At 47.0% G+C, this 22,580-nt stretch carries 17 protein-coding genes and 1 rRNA gene (1 of these 18 only partly in view); 17 read left to right on the plus strand and 1 reads right to left on the minus strand.

The genetic code is table 11. From position 1 onward, the window contains the following. Positions 1-2 precede the first annotated feature (2 nt). The 14 genes from rsmH to lpxC all read left to right on the plus strand — a co-directional run bounded on the left by rsmH (position 3) and on the right by lpxC (position 16,565). Complete coding sequence (rsmH, locus tag EXU30_RS11970; RefSeq protein WP_130600353.1) at positions 3-944, plus strand: 16S rRNA (cytosine(1402)-N(4))-methyltransferase RsmH; 942 nt, start codon at positions 3-5, stop codon at positions 942-944. 12 nt (positions 945-956) lie between these two features. Continuing rightward, positions 957-1,271 carry a cell division protein FtsL gene (gene ftsL, locus EXU30_RS11975; protein ID WP_130600355.1) on the plus strand — a complete coding sequence of 105 codons (315 nt, stop codon included), beginning with the start codon at positions 957-959 and terminating at the stop codon, positions 1,269-1,271. A 15-nt stretch (positions 1,272-1,286) separates the two neighbouring features. Continuing rightward, positions 1,287-3,023, plus strand: a complete 1,737-nt coding sequence (locus EXU30_RS11980; RefSeq protein WP_130600357.1) for a peptidoglycan D,D-transpeptidase FtsI family protein — start codon at positions 1,287-1,289, stop codon at positions 3,021-3,023. Then, positions 3,020-4,537: a UDP-N-acetylmuramoyl-L-alanyl-D-glutamate--2,6-diaminopimelate ligase gene (murE, locus tag EXU30_RS11985; protein ID WP_130600359.1), complete on the plus strand. Its 1,518-nt coding sequence runs from the start codon at positions 3,020-3,022 to the stop codon at positions 4,535-4,537. Before EXU30_RS11980 ends, murE begins: the two co-directional genes overlap by 4 nt. Continuing rightward, complete coding sequence (locus tag EXU30_RS11990; RefSeq protein WP_130600361.1) at positions 4,534-5,916, plus strand: UDP-N-acetylmuramoyl-tripeptide--D-alanyl-D-alanine ligase; 1,383 nt, start codon at positions 4,534-4,536, stop codon at positions 5,914-5,916. Before murE ends, EXU30_RS11990 begins: the two co-directional genes overlap by 4 nt. Then, a complete protein-coding gene (mraY, locus tag EXU30_RS11995; protein WP_130600363.1) occupies positions 5,917-6,999 on the plus strand; it encodes a phospho-N-acetylmuramoyl-pentapeptide-transferase in 1,083 nt (360 codons plus the stop codon). A gap of 6 nt (positions 7,000-7,005) precedes the next feature. Then, positions 7,006-8,331 (plus strand): UDP-N-acetylmuramoyl-L-alanine--D-glutamate ligase, encoded by a 1,326-nt coding sequence (gene murD, locus EXU30_RS12000; RefSeq protein ID WP_130600365.1) that lies wholly within the window; start codon positions 7,006-7,008, stop codon positions 8,329-8,331. Next, a complete protein-coding gene (ftsW, locus tag EXU30_RS12005; protein WP_130600367.1) occupies positions 8,318-9,535 on the plus strand; it encodes a cell division protein FtsW in 1,218 nt (405 codons plus the stop codon). The genes murD and ftsW overlap by 14 nt, the downstream gene beginning before the upstream one ends. Beyond that, complete coding sequence (gene murG / locus EXU30_RS12010) at positions 9,532-10,638, plus strand: undecaprenyldiphospho-muramoylpentapeptide beta-N-acetylglucosaminyltransferase (protein ID WP_130600369.1); 1,107 nt, start codon at positions 9,532-9,534, stop codon at positions 10,636-10,638. The genes ftsW and murG overlap by 4 nt, the downstream gene beginning before the upstream one ends. A 1-nt stretch (position 10,639) precedes the next feature. Then, positions 10,640-12,106, plus strand: coding sequence for a UDP-N-acetylmuramate--L-alanine ligase (gene murC / locus EXU30_RS12015; protein WP_130600371.1), 1,467 nt, complete (start codon positions 10,640-10,642; stop codon positions 12,104-12,106). A 112-nt stretch (positions 12,107-12,218) separates the two neighbouring features. After that, positions 12,219-12,983, plus strand: coding sequence for a cell division protein FtsQ/DivIB (locus EXU30_RS12020; protein WP_130600373.1), 765 nt, complete (start codon positions 12,219-12,221; stop codon positions 12,981-12,983). Between the two features lie 3 nt (positions 12,984-12,986). Then, a complete protein-coding gene (gene ftsA / locus EXU30_RS12025) occupies positions 12,987-14,222 on the plus strand; it encodes a cell division protein FtsA (protein ID WP_130600375.1) in 1,236 nt (411 codons plus the stop codon). Between the two features lie 26 nt (positions 14,223-14,248). Next, on the plus strand, positions 14,249-15,439 hold the full coding sequence (ftsZ, locus tag EXU30_RS12030) for a cell division protein FtsZ (protein WP_130600377.1): 1,191 nt from the start codon (positions 14,249-14,251) through the stop codon (positions 15,437-15,439). A gap of 208 nt (positions 15,440-15,647) precedes the next feature. Further along, a complete protein-coding gene (lpxC, locus tag EXU30_RS12035; RefSeq protein WP_130600379.1) occupies positions 15,648-16,565 on the plus strand; it encodes a UDP-3-O-acyl-N-acetylglucosamine deacetylase in 918 nt (305 codons plus the stop codon). Position 16,566: 1 nt separating this feature from the next. Here the strand turns inward: lpxC and EXU30_RS12040 are convergent, their stop codons facing one another. After that, positions 16,567-17,022, minus strand: coding sequence for a DUF721 domain-containing protein (locus EXU30_RS12040; RefSeq protein ID WP_130600381.1), 456 nt, complete (start codon positions 17,020-17,022; stop codon positions 16,567-16,569). A 27-nt stretch (positions 17,023-17,049) separates the two neighbouring features. On the opposite strand from EXU30_RS12040, the gene EXU30_RS12045 reads away from it, so the two are divergent. The 3 genes from EXU30_RS12045 to EXU30_RS12055 all read left to right on the plus strand — a co-directional run. Beyond that, positions 17,050-17,952, plus strand: a complete 903-nt coding sequence (locus EXU30_RS12045; protein ID WP_130600383.1) for a M23 family metallopeptidase — start codon at positions 17,050-17,052, stop codon at positions 17,950-17,952. A gap of 49 nt (positions 17,953-18,001) precedes the next feature. Further along, complete coding sequence (gene secA, locus EXU30_RS12050) at positions 18,002-20,722, plus strand: preprotein translocase subunit SecA (protein WP_130600385.1); 2,721 nt, start codon at positions 18,002-18,004, stop codon at positions 20,720-20,722. Between the two features lie 678 nt (positions 20,723-21,400). Further along, positions 21,401-22,580: ribosomal RNA gene (locus tag EXU30_RS12055) — 16S ribosomal RNA — on the plus strand (it continues 372 nt past the right edge of the window).

Here is a 22,580-nt window from a genome sequence, read left to right on the forward strand (position 1 = left end):
ACATGAGCCAAGAGTTTGCCCATTTATCAGTACTGCTAAAAGAGACGGTAGACGGCCTCAATATTAAGCCTGACGGCATTTATATTGACGGTACGTTTGGTCGTGGTGGGCATTCCCGTCAGGTACTTAAGCGTCTTGGTGAAAATGGTCGCTTGATCGCCATCGATCGCGACCCGCAAGCGATTGAGGCGTCAAAACAATTTGCTGATGATAAGCGTTTTCAGATTGTTCATGGCGGTTTCGGTCAGTTAGCCGACTATGTAGAAGACCTAGGGCTTACTGGCAAGATTGATGGTGTGTTACTTGACCTAGGCGTGTCATCGCCACAGCTTGATGATGCTGATCGTGGCTTTAGCTTCTTACGCGACGGTCCGCTCGACATGCGTATGGATAACAGCCAAGGTGAAACTGCTGCGCAGTGGATAGCGCGTGCTGAAATTGAAGATATGGCTTGGGTATTTAAAACCTACGGCGAAGAGAAAAATGCTCGCCATATTGCTCGCTGTATAGCAGCAGACAGACAAGAAACGCCTTTTACTCGTACGAAGGAATTGGCGGATCTGATCTCTCGTATCACTAAGAAAAAAGAAAAAAATAAGCACCCAGCGACTCGTGTATTCCAGGCTATTCGCATTTATATCAACAGCGAGCTAGAGCAAATTGACCAGGCGCTTGAAGGGTCACTAACGGCATTAGCGCCGCAAGGTCGACTATCAATTATTAGCTTCCACTCGCTTGAAGATCGCATGGTGAAGCGTTTTATTCGCCGCCATAGCCAAGGTGAAAGTGTGCCTCACGGACTGCCGATCACTGAAGCAGAATTAAATAAGAACAAAAAGCTTAAAGCAGTTGGTAAGGCGATGAAGCCATCTGAAGCTGAGCTTGAAGTAAACCCGCGTGCACGTAGTTCAGTACTGCGCGTGGCTGAGCGCTTAGATAACTAACGGCGTTAGATTATGAGTCAGTCGTCACTCAATCTAGGTCGCATTGTGTTGCAGGACATATTGCATCACAAATGGCTAGTGTTGCTTGGCTTTATTGTGTTGCTTAACGGTGTTGCCGTGGTGATCACTACAGATGCTACCCGTAAATTGACATCGAAGTGGGATGTGCTGCTGCAAGAGCAAGACAAGTTAGATATTGAATGGCGTAATTTACTGCTTGAAGAGCAGTCGCTGTCAGAGCATAGCCGAGTAACGCGCATTGCCAGTAAGCAGTTGAATATGGCAAGGCCGTTACCGAAAGAAGAAATTGTAATTAGAACAAAATAGTTGAGCACAAGGACAATGGCGAGACAGGCAAAACGGAAACAAAACCCGACCTTAATTCCATGGCGTTTATACGTTGTGGTCGGGGTAGTGTTTGCGCTGTTTATAAGCTTGATTGCTCGTGCTGCTTATATTCAACTTATTGAGCCAGATCGCTTACGCCATGAAAGTGATATGCGCACCTTGCGAACTACCAGTAATCAGGTGCAACGCGGGCTGATTTCAGATCGCAATGGCGAAATGATGGCGGTGAGTGTACCGGTTCGCGCCGTATGGGCCGACCCGAAACATGCGCACGACAAAGATGCGTTTAAGGATATGCGCCGCTGGCAGGCATTAGCAGATGTATTGCAAGAGCCTGTTGATGAGCTAGTTGCCAAAGTTAAGAGTAATCCAAAGCGCCGCTTTGTTTACCTTAAGCGTCAGGTGACATCAGCTGTTGCTGATTACATTAAAGAGCTCAAAATTGGCGGTATTTACCTTAAGAATGAGTCGCGCCGTTATTATCCAGGTGGTGAGATCTCGGCTCAGCTGATTGGTATCACCAACATTGATGATGTCGGTATTGAGGGCATTGAAAACACCTACAACACCTGGCTAACGGGCACTCCATCAAAGCAAAAGGTTCGTAAGTCGCGTGACGGTCGCGTGGTAGAGCATCTTGATGTGGTGCAAGAGGGCGAAAGCTCTAATGATCTTGTGTTAAGTATCGACCAGCGTATTCAGCAGCTTGCTTATCGTGAGCTGAAAAAAGCCACCGAGATGTACCAGGCAACATCTGGTTCTGTCGTGGTGCTTGACGTGCATACAGGTGAAGTACTGGCAATGGTAAACACGCCGTCGTACAACCCAAATGCAAGGCAAAACCTGCAGTCGCATCGCATGCGTAACCGTGCACTGACCGATACCTTTGAGCCTGGCTCAACCGTGAAACCATTTGTAGTCGCCGCTGCACTTGAAGCTGGCACCATTGAAGTTGATGAGTTAATCCCTACCGCGCCAGGTTGGATGCGCATTGGTGGTCGTCAGGTACGTGATTCAAACAACAATGGCGACATGTCGTTGGCGAAGATTCTGGTTAAGTCGAGTAACGTCGGGATCAGTAAGATTGCCTTGTCGATGCCGGTGCAACAGCTACTTGGTACCTACCAATCTATGGGCTTAGGTAATTACTCAGGCATTAACTTAACCGGTGAAAGTGCGGGCTTAATTCATGACCGTCGTCGTTGGTCTGAGTTTGAGCGTGCAACACTTTCTTTTGGTTATGGCTTTACCGCTACGCCGCTACAAATTGCCCGTATGTATGCCACCTTAGGCAGTGGCGGCATGCTTTATCCGGTATCAATTTTAAAACTCAAGCATCAGCCAGAAGGTCAGCAGGTGATTTCACCAGAAGTGGCGCAGCAGGTGATGAAGATGCTGGTGGGTGTAACAGAGGCCGGTGGTACAGCACGTAAAGCGCATATTGATGGCTACCCGATTGCTGGTAAAACCGGTACTAGCCGTAAAGCGGTTGCGGGTGGCTATGGTGATGATTATGTCGCTATTTTTGCTGGTGTTGCACCAGTACATAATCCGCGCCTAGCCATGTCGATTGTGATTAATGAGCCAAAAGGCGATCGCTACTATGGCGGTGACGTTGCTGGACCTGCCTTTGCAAAAATCATGTCTGGGGCGCTGCAAATGTTGAATGTAGAGCCCATTACCAAAAGAGAAGCCATTCATTTGGCTGCTGCGCCAAGGAGCGCAGAATAATGTTGTTAAAAGATTTACTCGCGCCCTGGTTTCATTATGCCGGGGCTGAAAGCATCGACGAGCTAGTACTTGATAGCCGTCAAGCATCACAAGGTAAGCTATTCGTGGCTTTACCTGGCTATCAGGTGGATGGCCGAAACTTCATCGAACAAGCAATTAACTCAGGTGCAAGCGCAGTATTAACCCATACCGACCAGCCTGATGAGCATAGTGCTGTTGAATATAAGCTGGTTGAATATAGTCACGTTGAACAAAAAGCGCAGCAAATTCCTGTGATTAGTTTCTTTCAGTTGAACCGCCAATTGTCAGCCATTGCCGCGCAGTTTTATCAAGTATCAACGCAGTCGATTAATGTGATTGGCATTACTGGCACTAATGGCAAAACTTCAGTGAATCAGATTATTGCCCAGCTTATTGAGGCCTCGGGCCAAAAAGCTGCGGTAATGGGCACCTTGGGTAATGGGCCACTAGGAGAGTTGGTTGAAAGTGGCAATACCACTGCTGATGCCATTACCGTCATGCGTCAATTAGCTGAATTTTCAAGCCTAGGTTGCAGTACCTGCGCAATGGAAGTGTCAAGCCATGGCTTATCACAAGGGCGTGTAGAGGCTGTGCCATTTTCAACAGCGGTGTTTACAAATTTAAGTCGCGATCATTTAGATTTTCATGGTGACATGCAGTCTTATGGCGCGGCCAAGAAGCGTTTATTTAGCTTCCCCCATGTGCGCCACGGTGTAATCAATGCTGATGATGACATAGGTAAAAAGTGGCTCAATGAACTGAGCGACCGTGGTTATCAGTCATATAGCCTGATTAACCCTAATGCCGATTATTTTTGTGATGCAATTCATTACCACAATCAAGGTGTGAGTGCGCGCTTGCATTACCGTGTTGCTGATAATCGCCGCGCGACTATTAAGTTAAACACCGCTCTGCTCGGGGCTTTCAACTTAGCAAATGTACTCGCGGCCGTTGCCGCGCTACATCAGCAGGGGATTGAAATGGCGACTCTGAACGCTGCAATCGCTAACGTAAAACCGGTTGCTGGGCGTATGGAAACCTTTAGCAATGAAGAGACAGCAACCATTGTCGTTGATTATGCCCACACGCCAGATGCACTAGAGCAGGCACTAGCTGCGCTGCGGTTACATTGTGATGGTCAGCTTTGGTGTGTGTTTGGTTGCGGCGGTGACCGTGATAAGGGCAAGCGGCCATTAATGGCGCGCGCAGCTGAGCAAGGCGCAGATAGAGTTGTCATTACATCAGACAATGCCCGCAGTGAAGACCCACAACAGATTATCGACGATGCTAAACAAGGCCTGAGTCATCCCGCATTAGCAATTTGTGAGGTTGACAGAGTAACAGCTATTAAGCGTGTGGTTGCTCATGCTAAACCTGGCGACATTGTGTTGCTTGCGGGCAAAGGACATGAAACCTACCAGGAAGTTGCGGGCGAGAAACATCATTATGATGAGCGCGCACTGGCTGCTGAATTAGTTGGGGGAACATTATGATCCCACTAATGTTAAGCACACTAGCCCAAGTATTAGATGCAAAGCTAGTTGGTGACGATAAACAAGTCCTATCGCTAAGTACCGATAGCCGCAATATTGGTGAGCAAGGCGCTTTTTTAGCGCTGATTGGTGAGCGCTTCGATGGTCATCAGTTTGCGCAAACGGCTATCGATAATGGTGCGCTGTCGCTGATCGTATCTCGTAAGCTCGATGACGTTCCTGCCACGGTTTCACAGTTAATTGTCGCCGATACCCATCAAGCTTTGGGGCTGATTGGTGAGTTTGTGTGTCAGCAAGTCAACCCAAGACGAGTTGCGTTGACTGGTTCGAACGGTAAAACCACGGTTAAAGAAATGGTTGCTGCTATCTTGTCGCAGCAACATGAAGTTTTGTTTACTGCAGGCAACTTTAATAACGACATTGGCGTGCCGCTAACCCTATTAAGATTGCAACACCAGCATGAATATGGCGTGTTCGAGCTAGGCGCGAACCATCAAGGCGAAATTAATTACACTTCATCTTTAGTGTCGCCAGAAGTGGCCTTAGTCAACAATATTGGTCATGCTCACCTTGAAGGCTTTGGCTCTCAGCAAGGTATCGCGCAGGCCAAGTCTGAAATATTCAATCATTTGACCTCAGATGGCACAGCCATCATCAATGCTGATGATGCCTATGCGTCATTCCTTTCCGATAAAGCAAAAGCGTTTAAGCAGTTATGGTTTTCTAAATCACAAGCTGACAAAGCTGATGTCACAGCATCGAAAATTGTGGCTGACAATCAAGGTTGTTATCAGTTCTTGCTTGGTTATCAAGGTCAATCTTTGCAGGTCAACTTGCCTTTACCTGGCGAGCATCAAGTGAGTAATGCCTTAGCGGCAGCATCGACTTGCTTTGCCTTAGGCGTGCAAATTGATGTGGTAGCTTCTGGGCTGAATCAATTAAAACCGGTTAAAGGGCGCATGCAGCCACACGCTTTAGGGCGCTTTTTGCTGGTGGATGACAGCTATAACGCCAACCCAAGTTCGGTGCAGGCGGCGATTGACTGGTTGCAACAACGTGATGGATATCGCGCTTTAGTGCTGGGAGATTTAGGCGAATTAGGCGACAATGCTGCCCCTTTGCATGCTGAGCTAGGCAAACATGCCAAGCAGGCGCAGTTAGATGGGCTATTTTGTGCTGGCAAACTCACGCGTAATACCAGCGAGGAATTTGGCGCAGAGCACTTTGAGCAAGTAGCAGATTTAGTACCTAGTTTGGTTGCGACATTGAATCGTAGCCAAGGCCAGGTGACCGTTTTAGTTAAAGGTTCGCGCAGCGCAGCAATGGAGCGCGTGATCATAGAGTTACAAAACGCCTTTGGGCGCGGGGAGTTAGTGTAAATGCTGGTGTATCTGGCTGAATATTTAACCCAGTTTTATAGCGGGTTTAATGTATTTTCTTATGTGTCGTTTAGGGCCATTTTAGGGCTATTAACGGCGCTGATGTTCAGTTTGTGGTGGGGACCAAAACTGATCGAACGTTTGCAAGTCATGCAGATTGGTCAAGTTGTGCGTAATGACGGCCCAGAGTCTCATTTTAGTAAGCGTGGCACGCCAACCATGGGTGGCTTGCTGATTTTAGCGGGCATTTTTATTGGCGTGTTGCTGTGGGGCGACTTAGGTAACCGCTATGTGCAAGTGATGCTGTTTGTATTAGCAAGCTTTGGTGGCATCGGCTTTTTTGACGATTACCGCAAGGTGGTGCGTAAAGATCCTAAAGGGCTTATCGCTCGCTGGAAATACGCATTGCAATCAATCGCAGCACTAGTTGTTGCCATTGTTTTGTATGTTACCGCGCAAACGCCAGGTGAAACTCAGCTAGTGGTGCCTTTCTTTAAAGAAGTCATGCCTCAGCTTGGTTTTATGTTCATCGTTCTAGCCTACTTCACCATTGTTGGTGCCAGTAACGCGGTTAACTTAACCGACGGCTTAGACGGCTTGGCCATTATGCCAACTGTGATGGTAGCGGGTGCATTTGCGCTGATTGCTTACCTATCGGGTCACGTTGAGTTCGCGCAATATTTGAATATTCCGCACCTGCCGCTAGCCAGTGAGCTCGTGATTGTATGTACCGCTATGGTGGGCGCAGGTTTGGGCTTTTTATGGTTTAACACATACCCAGCGCAAATGTTTATGGGTGATGTGGGCTCACTTGCGCTAGGTGCTGCGTTAGGTGCTATCGCGATTTTAGTGCGTCAAGAGATCCTACTGGTGATCATGGGCGGCGTATTCGTCATGGAAACTGTGTCGGTGATTTTGCAGGTCGGTTCATACAAGCTGCGCGGGCAGCGTATTTTCCGTATGGCACCAATTCATCACCATTATGAATTAAAAGGCTGGCCAGAGCCGCGAGTGATTGTGCGTTTTTGGATTATTTCATTGTTCCTAGTATTGCTAGGACTAGCGACTTTAAAACTAAGGTAACTAAGCATGCAGGGTGGTTATTCACACATTGTATTAGGCCTAGGCGCGACGGGACTTTCCGTGGTGCGCTACCTTGTGTCGCAAGGTATCAAACCGCTGGTGATGGACTCAAGACGCAATCCTCCTGGAGCTGAGCAGTTAGCGACAGAGTTTGCTGATGTTGAGCTGTTAACTGGCGGTTTTGACTGCCGTCATTTAGTGCAAGCTAGCCAGGTGATTGTTAGCCCTGGTATTGCCCTTGATACGCCAGAAGTGAGAGCTGTGCTCGATATGGGCATCGAAGTTATTGGTGACATCGAGTTATTTGCCCGCGATGTGGCAAAAAACGGTGGCTGCGTAATTGGTATTACTGGCTCAAATGGTAAGTCTACCGTGACAACCCTGGTGCGAGATATGCTAGTTGAAGGTGGCAAGAAAGCGGTAATGGGCGGCAATATTGGCACGCCAGCGCTTGACCTACTCAACCAAGGTGCAGATTGTTATGTGCTGGAGTTATCAAGCTTTCAGCTTGAGACCACACACTCTTTATGTTGCACCTCAGCGGTTTGCTTGAATATCAGTGAAGATCACATGGATCGTTACAGTGATATTAATGCTTATCGCGATGCCAAGTTACGTTTGTATCCTCAATCCCGTTATATCCTGTTTAATCGCGACGATGAGCTAACCAAGCCCGATGAGCCGATGAACCAAAACAGTTTTGGTTTACAAGCGCCGGAAGAAGACGAGTGGGGCGTGATTGATGGCAAAATTTACCACTGTACCAGCGAAATTATGCCGCTGGACGAAATAGGCTTGATTGGTACTCACAATCATATGAATGTGATGGCGTCGATGGCGTTAGTGGAAGCTTGTGGCGTAGACAGAGATGCCATGATCGCCGTGGCTAAACGCTTTAAAGGCTTACCGCATCGCTGTGAGTTGGTGGCTGAGAAAAACGGCGTGTATTACATCAATGATTCAAAAGCGACCAATGTCGGTGCGACGGTTGCCGCCATTGAGGGCTTTGATTCTCATTTAGGTGATATCTACCTGATCGCTGGTGGAGACGGAAAAGGCGCTGACTTTACGCCGTTGCAACCAGTGTTAGATCAAGTGTCACAGCTTATCACGCTAGGTAAAGACGGCGACAAAATTGCCAAACTTAAGCAAGGCACAGTGCAAGTTAAAACCATGGCTCAGGCGGTGGAGCATGCTGCTGAAGAAGCCATGTCTGGTGACATAGTCATTCTATCGCCAGCGTGTGCCAGCTTAGATATGTATAGCAATTTTATGGCCAGAGGTCAGGATTTTTCTCAATGCGTGGAGCATATTGGCGATGGCGAAGTCTGAGCAACAGCTGAGCTTGTTCAAACAGGGCTTTAAGTGGTCCTGGCCTTCGTTATTAGGAGAAGATAAATCTGCCGGGATGCAGCTGTATGACCGCAGCTTTTTAGTTGCGATCATCGCACTAATGGGATTTGGCTTTGTGATGGTGATGTCGGCCTCGATGCCGGAGGCGGTGAAGTTAACTGACAATCCATTTCACTTTATTTACCGTCATATCTTTTACTTAGCAGGATGTGTGGTGATTGCAGGGGCGGTGCTTAGTGTACCGGTAAAAACCTGGGAGCGTCACAGTGGCACCATGATGCTAGTGGTGCTGCTAATGCTTATCGCGGTGCTGGTGGTGGGTACCACAGTAAATGGTGCTAGGCGTTGGCTAACCATTGGCCCGATACGCATTCAGGTCGCTGAAATTGCTAAGTTCGTATTTATTGTTTACATCGCAGGATATTTGGTTCGCCGTTATGGTGAGTTGATGGACAACAAAAAAGGCTTTTTGAAACCCATTGGTGTTTACGCCTTATTTGCGATTTTGATTCTGGCGCAGCCGGATCTCGGCACGGTTGTGGTGTTGTTTGTCTGCACCGTGAGTTTAATGTTTTTAGCTGGTGGTAAACTGTCGCACTTTTTTGTGTTGATGTTAGTAGGTATCGCCAGTTTTGTGTTGCTGGTATTGCTGGAGCCATACAGGGTTCGACGAGTGACCTCGTTTATGGACCCTTGGGAAGACCCATTTGGCAGCGGTTATCAGCTAACTCAGTCATTGATGGCCTATGGCCGTGGTGACTGGTTCGGCCAAGGCTTAGGTAACAGCATTCAGAAGCTTGCCTATTTGCCTGAGGCGCATACCGACTTTATCTTCGCGGTAATTGGTGAAGAGTTGGGATTTGTCGGCATTATTGCCGTGTTGAGTCTGATATTTTTTGTCGCGATCCGCGCCATTCGGTTAGGCAATTTGTGTCTTAATGCCCAGCGACCATTCGATGGTTACATTGCCTATGGCGTAGGTGTGTGGATTTGTTTTCAGACGGTGGTTAACGTTGGTGCCAGCATTGGCATGTTGCCAACTAAAGGATTAACCCTGCCGTTTGTGAGTTATGGAGGCAGTAGTTTGTGGGTAATGACTGCTGCCGTGATGTTATTAGTACGAATTGATCACGAAAGACGTTTGAGTTTAATTCAGGCTGTTCAGGGGAGAATTAAACCATGAGTTCAGTGGCAACAACCAATGCCCCAAAGTTGTTAGTGATGGCTGGTGGAACCGGCGGTCATGTGTTCCCGGCGTTAGCGGTTGCTAAGCACCTAGCCGACAAAGGTTGGCAGGTACGCTGGTTAGGTACCAAGGACAGAATGGAAGCGAGGCTAGTGCCTCAATACGGTTTTGATATCGACTTTATTGATATTAAAGGTGTTCGCGGTAATGGCTTGCTACGAAAGCTAGCCGCACCCGTAAAAATTATCCGCTCAATCATGCAAGCAAAAGCGGTGATTAACGAGTTTAAGCCAGATGTAGTGTTAGGCATGGGCGGCTTTGCTAGTGGACCTGGTGGTGTAGCCGCAAAATTGTCTGGCATACCTGTAGTGCTACATGAACAGAACGCGATACCAGGCTTGACCAACAAGTTGCTGTCAAAAATTGCCCGTAAAGTTCTGTGCGCATTTCCGCAGACATTTGATGCCTCGGTAAGCAATGTTGAGGTGGTTGGCAACCCAATTCGTCAGGAGTTAGTGAACTTAGGCGAGCAAAAGCAAATTAGCGCTGATGAAGAGCTAAAAGTGCTCGTGGTAGGTGGCAGTTTAGGGGCGAAAGTACTTAACGATACCATGCCCGATGCCATTGCAAAGCTAAGTGTTAATCACACGGTGACTGTGTGGCATCAGGTTGGCAAAAATAACCTTGATAGCGTGAAAGAGCGTTATCAACAACTAGGACAGTTAGCTGCGGTTAATGCCGCTGAGTTTATTGATGATATGGAAGCGGCTTACCGTTGGGCTGACGTGGTGGTTTGCCGATCAGGTGCACTGACGGTATCTGAGCTTGCCGCTGTAGGGCTGCCAAGCATCTTAGTGCCATATCCACATGCAGTGGACGATCATCAAACTAAAAATGCTGCGGTGTTATTGGATGCTGGCGCCAGCTTTTTAATGCCGCAGGGCGAGCTGAGTGCAGACAGCCTGGCTGAAAAACTCACTCAGCTTGCAGCAGATAGAAATGAATTAGCCCAGATGGGGCAAAAAGCGCGACAAGTTGCCGTCGTTGATGCAACTCAAAGAGTAGCAGACGTATGCAGCATGCTTGCGAGCAAGGGTTGAAATGACTAAAGCAGAGAAGTACGCACAATTACGCACCATGATCCCTGAAATGAGACGGATCAAGCGCATTCACTTTGTTGGCATCGGCGGTGCTGGCATGGGCGGTATTGCCGAGGTGTTATTGAACGAAGGTTATCAAGTCAGTGGCTCTGACATTGCGCAAAACACTGTAACAGACCGCCTTGCTCATTTTGGGGCGAGCGTGATCATTGGTCATCACGCCCAAAGCGTAAATGATGTTGACGTTGTGGTGGTATCAACCGCGATTGATGAACAAAACCCTGAGATTATTGCTGCCAAAGAGCTACGCATACCTATCGTGCGCCGCGCAGAAATGCTGGCGGAGTTAATGCGCTATCGTCACGGTGTCGCAGTTGCTGGCACCCATGGCAAAACCACCACAACTAGCTTGATTGCCAGTGTTTATGGGCAAGCAGAGAAAGACCCAACGTTTGTGATTGGCGGTTTGCTTAACAGTGCGGGCACCAATGCTCGCCTAGGTACCAGTCGTTATTTGATTGCCGAAGCCGATGAAAGTGATGCTAGCTTTTTGCATCTGCAGCCAATGGTTAGCGTGATCACCAATATAGAAGCTGACCACATGGACACTTACGGTGGTGACTTTGAGGTCTTGAAAACCACCTTTGTCGACTTCTTGCAAAACCTGCCGTTTTACGGCGTTGCTGTGATGTGTATTGACGACGAGGTGATCCGCGAGATCATGCCGCGTGTTGGGCGTCAAATAGTAACTTACGGTTTTAGTAATGACGCCGACGTACAAGCTATCGACTTTAAGCAAAACGGTCATCAATCAAGCTTTACCGTTAAGCGTAAAGGTAAAGCTGATTTGGCGATTAGCTTGAACTTACCAGGGGCGCACAATGTGCTTAATGCGCTAGCGACGATTGCGGTAGCGACTGAAGATGAAATTGACGACCAAGCCATTGTGAATGCTCTGGCAAGTTTTGAAGGCATTGGTCGCCGCTTCCAGCATTTAGGTGAATTTGCCACAGATAACGGTAATGTCATGTTGGTCGATGATTATGGTCATCATCCAACTGAGGTTGCAGCAACCATTAAAGCAGCGCGCGCAGGTTGGCCAGACAAACGTTTGGTAATGGCATATCAGCCGCATCGCTATAGCCGCACCCGCGATTTGTATGAAGACTTTGTAGAAGTGTTGTCACAAGTGGACTGCTTGGTTTTGCTAGATGTATACGCAGCTGGTGAAACTGCTATTCCTGGCGCAGATGGCCGCGCGTTATGTCGCTCTATCCGAGCTCGTGGCCAGTTAGACCCTGTGTTTGTGTCAAGCCCTGAACAGCTTGCTAGCGTACTGCCGGATGTGCTGCAAGAAGGAGATCTATTGATCACTCAGGGTGCAGGTAATATTGGCGCTTTATCGAAAGAACTAGCAACAACATGCTTAGGTTTTGATTTAGCAAATAAAACTAATGGAACTGATTGATATTTAGACGATTAATAATCCGCTAAATGTCACTTTAATAGTGAGAAAATGGCCGATATAATGGCCGATTTCCTCACCGGAAATTAGATTCGTAACATGGAGAGGCTTTAAGTTGTCGCGAAACAAGAAAAAGCGTCAATTTACCCAAACATTAAAACAGGTGAATTGGTACCTGTGTTTCGGATTATTGTTTTTATTCAGTGTGTTATTTGGTGTTGCTTGGGCTGCTTATTCATTACATGAACTCTTGAATGATGCAGACGCACTGCCAATTGAAGCGGTTGCAGTTAAAGGGGAGCGTAAGTTCACCACAGATGAAGAAATTCAGCTGGCGCTGCAATCAATGCTTGAAGATAGCTTTTTTAGTGCTGATGTAATGGATGTGCAGCGAGCGTTAGAAGGTTTGCCTTGGGTATATCATGCGTCTGTAAGACGTGAATGGCCTGCAAAGTTTAAGGTGACACTACAAGAGCAACAAGCTGCAGCACACTGGAATGGCGAGTCTTGGGTGAATGTTAATGGCGAGGTATTTGACGCATTAGCACACCCAGAAGTTGAGCGCTTACCTTTGCTACAAGGGCCAGAGGATTCAGCTAAAGAAGTGTTAACTGCTTATCAGCAACTAAACGAGTTATTAAGTATAAATGGTTTTAAGTTAGCCAGTTTGCATTTAAGCCCACGTCATGCTTGGTTTGCAGAGCTTGAAAATGGCATCAAGATTGAGCTTGGGCGCGAAGACAAAATGTCGCGTATTCAGCGTTTTATTAATGTGTATCCAACGCTGAAACAGGCTGATAAAACGATAGAAAAGATAGACTTGAGATATGATACCGGGTTTGCGGTAGCTTGGCAGAAAACCAATAAAGAGAGTCGATAATAAATGACCAAGAATCTGGAAAAAAACCTGATTGTGGGGTTAGACATAGGCACATCTAAGGTCGCGGTGATCATAGGTGAAGTGCTGCCTGACGGCGAAATTAGTGTTATCGGCCTTGGCAACCATCCGTCTCGTGGTATGGACAAGGGCGGGGTCAACGACCTCGACTCAATCGTAAAAAGTGTCCAACGCGCATTAGATCAAGCCGAGCTAATGGCTGATTGTCAGGTGGCGTCGGTTTATTTGAGTATCTCAGGTAAGCATATTGCCTGTCAGAATGAAAATGGCATGGTGTCGATTAACGACGAAGAAGTAACACAGGAAGACGTGGACAACGTTATCCACACAGCGCAGTCGGTGAAGATCCCAACTGAGCGTCGAATTCTGCATGTGTTACCTCAGGAATATTCGATTGACGTGCAAGATGGTATTAAGAGTCCTATTGGAATGTCTGGCATGCGTATGGAGGCTAAAGCCCATATCGTTACTTGTGCCAATGACATGGCAAAGAACATCACCAAGAGCGTAGAGCGCTGCGGCTTAACCGTAGATGGCTTAGTGTTCTCAGGTATTGCGTCGGCAGATGCGGTACTGACTAGTGATGAAAAAGACCTAGGTGTGTGTTTGGTTGATATTGGTGGTGGCACCACAGATGTGGTGGTTTATACCGGTGGTGCACTGCGTCATTGCGCGGTGATCCCAGTTGCTGGTAATCAGGTTACCAGTGATATAGCCAAGATTTTTAGAACGCCACAGCCAAATGCTGAACAGATTAAAGTGCAGTTTGCGAGTGCGCGCAGTAATCGCGTCAGCAGAGAAGAAAGCATTGAAGTACCTTCAGTGGGTGGTCGTCCGTCGCGCAGCATGTCGCGTCATACGCTAGCTGAGGTGGTTGAACCACGTTATCAGGAGTTGTTCGAGTTAATTCTAAAACAACTTAGAGAACACGGGTTAGAAGAACAAGTTGCAGCAGGGATAGTATTAACCGGCGGTACATCATCGATTGATGGTGCGGTTGATATTGCTGAAGCAACCTTTGGTATGCCTGTTCGTGTGGCATCACCATTACCCATTAAAGGGTTATATGAATATGTAGAGCAGCCAATTTATGCCACAGGTATTGGTTTGCTGCGCTACGGGGCGGGCAAGGTTATCGAGCGTCAGTTTGAAAGACCAGACCGTCAAGGGGTTACCAGCTTTTTCAGCAGGGCAAAAAGCTGGTTCAAGGGTGAATTTTAATAACGCATATATACGGAGATCAGACAATGTTTGAGATCATGGACACTCATTCAGACGAAGCGGTGATTAAGGTCATCGGCGTCGGTGGCGGCGGCGGTAACGCTGTTGAGCATATGGTGAAACACAGCATCGAAGGTGTTGAGTTTATCGTTACCAATACAGACGCACAGGCATTGCGTAAATCAAGCGCAGGGTCAACCATTCAGCTTGGTCGTGATGTGACTAAAGGGCTTGGCGCTGGTGCAAACCCAGAGGTGGGTCGTCAAGCTGCTGAAGAAGACAAAGAAAACATCCGCTCGGCCATTAAAGGCTCAGACATGGTATTTATCGCAGCTGGTATGGGCGGTGGTACAGGTACCGGTGCTGCGCCAGTTGTCGCTGAGATTGCCAAAGAAGAAGGTATTTTAACGGTTGCGGTTGTGACTAAGCCCTTCCCTTTTGAAGGCAAAAAGCGTATGACGTTTGCTGACCAGGGTATTGACCAGTTAGCTAAGCATGTTGACTCGCTTATTACCATTCCAAACGAAAAGCTACTTAAAGTACTTGGCCGTGGCACGTCGTTGCTAGATGCATTTGCTGCAGCTAACAACGTGTTACTTGGCGCAGTGCAAGGTATTGCCGAGCTTATTACTCGCCCAGGTCTTATCAACGTCGACTTTGCAGACGTTAAAACTGTGATGTCAGAAATGGGTAATGCCATGATGGGTACCGGTGTTGCAACCGGTGACGATCGCGCTGAAGAAGCGGCTGAAGCTGCTGTGGCAAGTCCGCTACTTGAAGATATTGATCTAGCTGGTGCGCGCGGCGTATTGGTGAACATCACTGCAGGTATGGATATTAGCATTGAAGAGCTTGAAACTGTGGGTAACCACGTTAAGGCTTACGCATCTGATAACGCAACTGTTGTTGTGGGTGCGGTTATCGACCCTGAAATGAGCGAAGAGCTACGTGTAACTGTGGTAGCGACTGGTATCGGCGCTGAGAAAAAGCCTGATATCCAACTCGTTACGCCAAAGCCAGCTGTTGCACCTCGTCCAGAGCCTGTTGCAATTGAACCTGCACCAGCGCCAGTTGTCGAAGCTAAAGAAGAAGTTGCACCAGCGCCAACGGGTGGTTTTACTGCTGGTGGTAACACTGCAGCACAAACAGCGACAGATTCGCGCACTGATAATGACTATTTAGATATTCCTGCATTTTTACGTAAGCAAGCAGACTAATTACGTCTGCTTGGCTAATTTAGTGACGTAAATGAGATGTTGTGGAGTATGGGTGTGATTTGTTAGCGCCCTCACGTAATAACGACAATAAAAGGCTATTTTTTTGTGAATGGCTTAACTTGTGGTAGCATACGTGTCCAGCTCTGCACGCTGTATTGCAAATTAAAGTGCATCTAATTGTTTATTAAGAAATTTAACGGGTAGCTGAATGATTTTTCAAAGAACTGTTCAAAAAATGGTAAAGAGTACTGGTGTCGGATTGCATTCTGGCAACAAGGTGACTCTGAGCATTTTGCCCGCGCCAGCGAATACCGGCATCATATTGAAACGTACCGACCTTGACCCTGTAGTGTCCATCCCTGCAAAGGCTCATTTAGTGCGTGAAACGACTATGTGTACAGCACTAGTTAATGATGAGGGCGTGCGAATTTCAACTATCGAGCATTTATTTGCTGCACTCGCGGGCCTTGGCATTGATAACGCTGTTATCGAAGTTGATGCGCCTGAAATTCCGATTATGGATGGTAGTGCAAGCCCGTTTGTATTCTTATTGCAAAGTGCGGGTATTAAAGAGCAAGCAGCGCCAAAGAAATACCTGAAAATTACCAAGCCTATTCGCGTTGAAGACGGCGATAAGTGGGCTGAGCTTAAGCCATTTAAAGGCTTTAAAGTTGACTTCAAGATTGATTTCAATCACCCAGAAATCTCTCGTAGCCAGCAGCATATGGTAATGGATTTCTCAACATCTGCATTCGTGAAAGACATTAGCCGTGCCAGAACCTTTGGTTTTATGCGCGACATTGAATACCTACGTGCCAACAACTTAGCACTAGGTGGCAGCATGGAAAATGCAGTTGTGCTTGACGAATATCGTGTCCTTAACCCTGATGGACTGCGTTATGACGATGAGTTCGTTAAGCACAAAATTCTAGATGCGTTTGGTGATTTATATGTCGCAGGCCACGCCATTGTTGGTGAGTTCTGCGCATTTAAAACTGGCCATGCATTAAATAACCAATTGGTTCGAGCTGTACTTGCGCAGCAAGATGCGTGGGAGCTTGTTAGCTTCGATACCGAAGCAGAGGTACCAGTTAGCTTTATGGTACCAGGCGCCGTAGGCGCTTAAGTTAACGATTTTGCCTATTACGGCTGGCTAATGCAGCCAGCCGTTTTAGTTTTTCACCGAGAGTTCCTTCAACCTGATCTGCCAAAGCTTCAATATGTTCTGCTGATTGTGAGCTGATTTTAGATTGATTAACGGTGGTGGGTCTTGCAGCAATTGCTAATCGAGGATTTATTTTTACCTCAATAGCGGTTAGCATCGGTAGAGTTTCAGCCTGAAGTTGTCGTAGTAGTTTAGGCTTTTGAAAATTGATCCTTGATGCCCAGGCAGCCGAGGACGTTTCAATAACAAGAACATCCTGGCGAAGGTTAGCCACACGTAGCTGATCTGCCACAGGACCACTGACAGCCTGTTTTACATAGTGATTTAGGTTAGCCAGTAGTTCTGCTTTCTCAGCTAGCCCAGGAATTTCATCTGCCTGATGAATGATGCTGCTGAGGTCTTGAGGGAGCTTTTTCATATGATAATTAAATGGCTAAAATAGGCTATGAGTGTAACAGTTTTTATTCAAGGTCGGAATGGCGTCACCCGTTGGCAGCCTGGTAAGCGATGGTTTTTACTTCCACTAATGTTAATGGTGGCAGGTACCGGCCTATATCAATACAGCGAAGACCGCTTCGCCCAGCAACAAGCTCAAGTTGACGAAAATGAACAACTACGCGAGCAACATAAGCAGCAAGTTGTTGAGCTTAAATCTGCAACAGAATCCCAGCTGGCATTACTGGTCACTCATGTGGCGCAGTTGCAAGCACAAATTACCCGCCTAGAAGCATTAGGTCAGCAAGTGGCTGACAATAACCTAATGGCTGACCAGTTCGATTTTTCCGAGCAAGCTGGTGTGGGTGGTTTGAATGACATTGGTCGTAATATTGAACTTAATCAATTGATCGATGATATGAATTCTTTGGCTTCAAGAATTGATAATAATAGTATGCAATTATCTCTACTTGAAACCGTCTCCTCTAATCTCCATATAGATAAAGAGCGATACATTTCAGGGCGGCCGATCACCAAAGGTTGGTTATCGTCTGCCTATGGTTTACGTAATGATCCTTTCACAGGCAGAAGAACGATGCACAAAGGCATCGACTTTGCTGGCAGTGAAGGCGCTGATGTAGTTGCTACTGCCGCAGGGGTGGTAACTTGGTCAGGAAGTATGTTTGGTTATGGCGAGTTAGTCGAAATTGATCATGGCAATGGTCTGCGAACTCGGTATGGACACAATAAAGCTTTGTCAGTAAACGTTGGCGATGTCGTTGCCAAAGGCGACATTATTGCCAGTATGGGTAGTACAGGCAGGTCAACAGGCCCGCATGTGCATTACGAGGTATTACGAAAAGGACAACAAATTGACCCGAGTAAATTTGTTTATCGTAAAGCCAGTTTATAAATTCGGTTATTGCGCTTAGCGCCAAACCAGCAAGAGAAAAGTGATTAAGATGTTAGGTAAATTACTGACAAAAGTATTTGGAAGTCGCAACGACCGTACCTTGAAAAGCCTTGGCAAGGTTGTCAAAAAGATCAATGCCCTAGAAGCTGAATACGAGCAATATTCTGACGAACAACTAAAAGCGAAAACAGCAGAATTCCGCGAGCGTATTGGAGCTGGTGAATCATTGGATGCGATTATGGCAGAAGCCTTCGCAACCGTGCGTGAAGCATCTAAGCGTGTATTTGAAATGCGTCATTTTGACGTGCAGTTACTTGGTGGCATGGTACTCGATAGTAACCGTATCGCCGAAATGCGCACCGGTGAAGGTAAAACCCTAACAGCTACCTTACCTGCGTATTTAAATGGTTTAACAGGTAAAGGCGTTCATATTATTACCGTGAACGATTACCTAGCGCGTCGTGATGCTGAAAATAATCGTCCTCTATTTGAGTTCCTTGGTTTAAGCGTAGGTATTAACGTTGCTGGTCTTGGCCAAGCTGAGAAGAAAGAAGCTTACGGCTCAGACATTACTTACGGTACCAACAATGAATTTGGTTTCGATTATCTGCGCGACAACATGGCGTTTTCACCGCAAGAGCGAGTGCAGCGTCCACTACACTACGCACTAATCGATGAAGTTGACTCGATTCTTATCGATGAAGCTCGTACTCCGCTTATTATTTCTGGTGCTGCAGAAGATAGCTCTGAACTCTACATTAAGGTCAACACCTTAATTCCAAGCCTGATCCGCCAAGATAAAGAAGACACTGAAGATTATGTTGGCGAAGGTGACTTCACTGTTGATGAAAAAGCAAAACAGGTTCATTTAACTGAGCGCGGCCAAGAAAAGGTTGAAGCACTGTTAGTTGAGCGTGAGATGTTATCTGAAGACGACTCGCTATACTCGGCTTCTAATATTTCACTACTGCATCACGTATATGCAGCGCTTCGTGCTCACACCTTATTCGAGCGTGACGTTGATTACATCATTCAAGACGGTGACGTTGTAATTGTTGATGAGCACACAGGTCGTACTATGCCTGGTCGTCGCTGGTCAGAAGGTTTACACCAGGCCGTAGAAGCCAAAGAAGGTGTCAACATTCAAAATGAAAACCAAACGCTAGCTTCCATTACCTTCCAGAATTACTTCCGTCAATACGAGAAGTTAGCGGGTATGACAGGTACTGCAGACACTGAAGCGTTTGAGTTCCAGCACATCTATGGTCTAGATACAGTTGTTGTTCCAACTAACCGCCCTATGGTTAGGGATGACATGGCTGACTTGGTTTACCTAACTGCAGGTGAGAAATATCAAGCCATCATCAAAGACATCCAAGGTTGTCGTGAGCGTGGTCAGCCTGTACTTGTTGGTACCGTGTCGATTGAGCAATCAGAATTGCTGGCGACGTTACTAAAGCAAGCCAAGATCCCTCATAACGTACTTAATGCCAAGTTCCATGAAAAAGAAGCTGACATCGTCGCCCAAGCCGGCCGTTTAGGTGCAGTGACTATTGCAACTAACATGGCAGGTCGTGGTACCGATATCGTGTTAGGTGGTAACTGGAATATGGAAGTGGCAGCACTTCAAGAACCAACTGACGAGCAAATCGCTAAGATCAAAGCTGATTGGCAAATCCGTCATGATGAGGTGGTTGCTGCAGGTGGTCTACACATTCTTGGTACAGAGCGTCATGAATCTCGCCGTATCGATAACCAGCTACGTGGTCGTGCTGGTCGTCAAGGTGATGCAGGTTCATCTCGTTTTTACTTGTCGATGGAAGATAGCTTAATGCGTATCTTCGCCTCTGAGCGCGTATCTGGCATGATGAAAAAGCTAGGTATGGAAGAAGGTGAAGCGATTGAGCATCCATGGGTATCGCGTGCAATTGAAAACGCGCAACGTAAAGTAGAGCAACGTAACTTCGATATCCGTAAGCAATTACTTGAGTACGACGATGTTGCTAACGATCAACGCCAAGTTGTGTACTCACAGCGTAATGAGCTGATGGACACAGATAGCATCGAAGATACTATCCGTAACATTGAGCAAGATGTGATTACTAGCACCATCGATCAGTACATTCCGCCGCAATCTGTTGAAGAGCTATGGGACGTGGAAGGTCTAGAGCAACGTCTGCAAAATGAGTTTAACATTGCACTACCTGTAAAAGACTGGTTAGAGAAAGAAGACGATCTTCACGAAGAGACCTTACGTGAGCGTATTCTTGAAGCTTGGACGACTTCTTACAAAGCTAAAGAAGAAATGGTTGGCGAGCAGGTTCTACGTCAATTCGAAAAAGCTGTCATGTTGCAAACGTTAGATGGTCTTTGGAAAGAGCACTTATCTGCAATGGATCATCTACGCCAAGGTATCCACTTACGTGGTTACGCGCAAAAGAACCCTAAGCAAGAATATAAGCGTGAATCTTTTGAACTATTCCAGCAAATGCTAGAAAGCCTTAAGCATGACGTGATCAGTATTCTGTCTAAGGTACAAGTTCAAGCTCAGTCAGATGTTGATGAAATGGAGCAGCGTCGCCGCGAAGAGCAAGAGAAGATCCAGCGTGACTACCAACATGCAGCCGCTCAAGCGTTAGCTGAAGGTGAAGATACGGTTCCTCAAGGTCCACGCACTGTGGTGCGCGATGGACAGAAAGTTGGTCGTAATGATCCTTGTCCTTGTGGTTCTGGTAAGAAGTATAAGCAATGCCACGGCAAGCTATCTTAATCTGCAAGACATAAACCATTTAAAAGCAGCGCTCAGGCGCTGTTTTTTTGTATCTAAGTTAAGCCGAAGATCCCGAGGTAATGTATTAGGCACTACATTAGGCTCTCTCTTAGTTATTCATTTGCCCGAAAAACGTATAAATTTTTGACTGGTGTGGATAAGTTTGGGGGTAACTGGTGAGCTAAATGTGCGTATATAGGCACTTTTCAATTAATTCATAAAAAAGCGAAAATTTTCTTAAAAAGGGCTTGCGCGCCAATTAAAACCCCCTATAATGCGCACCCACTGACACGGCGAAGCAGCAAACATTAAGCGATAAGCTTAGTAAGCGCAGCTAGCCTGACAGCTTGGTTTGAGCGGTAACTAACCACTTAAATCAAGAGCGAAAAGAAAGTTTGAAAAAACGCTTGACGCTCACAAGGGAATGCGTAAAATACGCAGCCCTGACCACTTAAACGGTCAACGCTCTTTAACAATTTATCAAGTAATCTGTGTGGACATTCACAGAGCGTTAAATTCGACAGATTCATCTTTTGATGAGTCACAAAATTTAAAACTCATTGATGTTCATACGACACAAGTTAATTTGAATTGTTCATTCAATTTAAATTGACGCATGACAGTAGAATTCATTGAGTCAGTTCTTTCTATTTTATAGAGAGTGACTGTAAAAACTTTTAATTGAAGAGTTTGATCATGGCTCAGATTGAACGCTGGCGGCAGGCCTAACACATGCAAGTCGAGCGGAAACGAGTTATCTGAACCTTCGGGGGACGATAACGGCGTCGAGCGGCGGACGGGTGAGTAATGCCTAGGGATCTGCCCAGTCGAGGGGGATAACAGTTGGAAACGACTGCTAATACCGCATACGCCCTACGGGGGAAAGGAGGGGACCTTCGGGCCTTTCGCGATTGGATGAACCTAGGTGGGATTAGCTAGTTGGTGAGGTAATGGCTCACCAAGGCAACGATCCCTAGCTGTTCTGAGAGGATGATCAGCCACACTGGGACTGAGACACGGCCCAGACTCCTACGGGAGGCAGCAGTGGGGAATATTGCACAATGGGGGAAACCCTGATGCAGCCATGCCGCGTGTGTGAAGAAGGCCCTAGGGTTGTAAAGCACTTTCAGCGAGGAGGAAAGGTTAGTGGTTAATACCTGCTAGCTGTGACGTTACTCGCAGAAGAAGGACCGGCTAACTCCGTGCCAGCAGCCGCGGTAATACGGAGGGTCCGAGCGTTAATCGGAATTACTGGGCGTAAAGCGTACGCAGGCGGTTCGTTAAGCCAGATGTGAAAGCCCCGGGCTCAACCTGGGAATTGCATTTGGAACTGGCGAACTAGAGTCTTGTAGAGGGAGGTAGAATTTCAGGTGTAGCGGTGAAATGCGTAGAGATCTGAAGGAATACCGGTGGCGAAGGCGGCCTCCTGGACAAAGACTGACGCTCATGTACGAAAGCGTGGGGAGCAAACGGGATTAGATACCCCGGTAGTCCACGCCGTAAACGATGTCTACTCGGAGTTTGGTGTCTTGAACACTGGGCTCTCAAGCTAACGCATTAAGTAGACCGCCTGGGGAGTACGGCCGCAAGGTTAAAACTCAAATGAATTGACGGGGGCCCGCACAAGCGGTGGAGCATGTGGTTTAATTCGATGCAACGCGAAGAACCTTACCTACTCTTGACATCCAGAGAACTTTCCAGAGATGGATTGGTGCCTTCGGGAACTCTGAGACAGGTGCTGCATGGCTGTCGTCAGCTCGTGTTGTGAAATGTTGGGTTAAGTCCCGCAACGAGCGCAACCCTTATCCTTATTTGCCAGCACTTCGGGTGGGAACTTTAGGGAGACTGCCGGTGATAA

The sequence above is a fragment of the Shewanella maritima genome (genome assembly GCF_004295345.1).
Taxonomy (GTDB): domain Bacteria; phylum Pseudomonadota; class Gammaproteobacteria; order Enterobacterales; family Shewanellaceae; genus Shewanella; species Shewanella maritima.

Coding starts and splice junctions, on each gene's coding strand:
- rsmH (WP_130600353.1), top strand. CDS start 3: ATGAGCCAAGAGTTTGCCCATTTATCAGTACTGCTAAAAGAGACGGTA.
- ftsL (WP_130600355.1), top strand. CDS start 957: ATGAGTCAGTCGTCACTCAATCTAGGTCGCATTGTGTTGCAGGACATA.
- EXU30_RS11980 (WP_130600357.1), top strand. CDS start 1,287: ATGGCGAGACAGGCAAAACGGAAACAAAACCCGACCTTAATTCCATGG.
- EXU30_RS11990 (WP_130600361.1), top strand. CDS start 4,534: ATGATCCCACTAATGTTAAGCACACTAGCCCAAGTATTAGATGCAAAG.
- mraY (WP_130600363.1), top strand. CDS start 5,917: ATGCTGGTGTATCTGGCTGAATATTTAACCCAGTTTTATAGCGGGTTT.
- murD (WP_130600365.1), top strand. CDS start 7,006: ATGCAGGGTGGTTATTCACACATTGTATTAGGCCTAGGCGCGACGGGA.
- ftsW (WP_130600367.1), top strand. CDS start 8,318: ATGGCGAAGTCTGAGCAACAGCTGAGCTTGTTCAAACAGGGCTTTAAG.
- murG (WP_130600369.1), top strand. CDS start 9,532: ATGAGTTCAGTGGCAACAACCAATGCCCCAAAGTTGTTAGTGATGGCT.
- murC (WP_130600371.1), top strand. CDS start 10,640: ATGACTAAAGCAGAGAAGTACGCACAATTACGCACCATGATCCCTGAA.
- ftsA (WP_130600375.1), top strand. CDS start 12,987: ATGACCAAGAATCTGGAAAAAAACCTGATTGTGGGGTTAGACATAGGC.
- ftsZ (WP_130600377.1), top strand. CDS start 14,249: ATGTTTGAGATCATGGACACTCATTCAGACGAAGCGGTGATTAAGGTC.
- lpxC (WP_130600379.1), top strand. CDS start 15,648: ATGATTTTTCAAAGAACTGTTCAAAAAATGGTAAAGAGTACTGGTGTC.
- EXU30_RS12040 (WP_130600381.1), bottom strand. CDS start 17,022: ATGAAAAAGCTCCCTCAAGACCTCAGCAGCATCATTCATCAGGCAGAT.
- EXU30_RS12045 (WP_130600383.1), top strand. CDS start 17,050: ATGAGTGTAACAGTTTTTATTCAAGGTCGGAATGGCGTCACCCGTTGG.
- secA (WP_130600385.1), top strand. CDS start 18,002: ATGTTAGGTAAATTACTGACAAAAGTATTTGGAAGTCGCAACGACCGT.